This is a genomic window from Nocardia vermiculata NBRC 100427 (assembly GCF_001613265.1).
GTDB classification, from domain to species: Bacteria; Actinomycetota; Actinomycetes; order Mycobacteriales; family Mycobacteriaceae; genus Nocardia; species Nocardia vermiculata.
Genome location: NZ_BDCA01000073.1, coordinates 1 through 1,117, shown reverse-complemented (window position 1 = coordinate 1,117; position 1,117 = coordinate 1). Strand labels below are relative to the sequence as shown.

Annotated in this window: 1 protein-coding gene; it reads left to right on the top strand. The window is 65.3% G+C overall.

Translation table 11 applies throughout. The features are described from left to right. Positions 1-116: 116 nt before the first annotated feature. On the top strand, positions 117-1,117 hold a 1,001-nt coding region (locus NV2_RS30510; RefSeq protein WP_067882424.1), incomplete at its 3' end, for an IS481 family transposase.

Genomic DNA, 1,117 nt, shown 5'->3' with positions numbered 1-1,117 from the left:
GTTGTGGGTGATGAGGTTGTTGACGCTCGGGCGGGGGTGAGTTGAAGGGGACGGATCTCCCGGCGGCAGGATGGAAAACACCACATCCTCCGTCCGCCCAGCCGAAAGATCCGTCCGTGACCCACCGTAATGCCCCGTTGTCCGTCGAAGGCCGTCGCCGCCTGATCCGGCGCTGTCAGGCCCGCCCGATTGCTCACGTCGCCGCCGAGATGGGCATCTCGCGGCAATGCGCATCGAAGTGGGTCAACCGCCACCGCCAGTACGGTGAGCTGGGCCTGATGGACCGTTCCAGCAGCCCCCACCATCAACCCACTGCCACACCGGCCGAGGTCACGACCCGGATCGAGAAGATGCGACGGGGAAAGAAGTGGCCGGCCCAACGCATAGCGCACGAATTACGGTGCGAGGGTGTCGATATCGCGGTGCGGACCGTGACCAGGCAGTTACGCCACCTCGGCCTGAACCGGCGCCGGTTCATCGACCCGACCGGCGAGAACAATCGGGTTCCTCGCCGGATCGTGGCACAACGACCCGGACATATGGTCCATGTGGATGTGAAGAAGGTCGGGCGTATCCCCGAGGGCGGCGGTTGGCGGGCCCACGGCCGCGGCTCCACCCAGGCCAAAGCCACCGATGCCGCGAAGCGACGCGGCGCCAAAGCCGGATACGTCTACCTGCACTCCGCGGTCGACGGCTTCTCCCGCCTCGCCTACACCGAAGCCCTACCCGATGAAAAGGCCATCACAGCAAGAGGATTCATGGATCGTGCCCGTGCGTTCTTCCACGCGCACGGCATCGTTCACCTCGAGCGGATCGTCACCGACAACGGTTCCTGCTACCGAGCCGCGGACTTCGCCGCGGCTCTGCGAGGGGCACGCCATCAGCGGATCAGGCCCTACACACCCCGCCACAACGGGAAGGTGGAGCGCTACAACCGGATCCTGACCGAGGAGTTCCTCTACGCCAGGGAATGGACCTCCGAACACCAACGAGCCCACGCCCTCGGCATCTGGAACATCCACTACAACTACCATCGACCACATTCAGCCGCCGGGAACCGGCCACCAGCCAGCCGCCTCCACGCCGGCGTCACCAACGTCATGGCCTCATACACCTA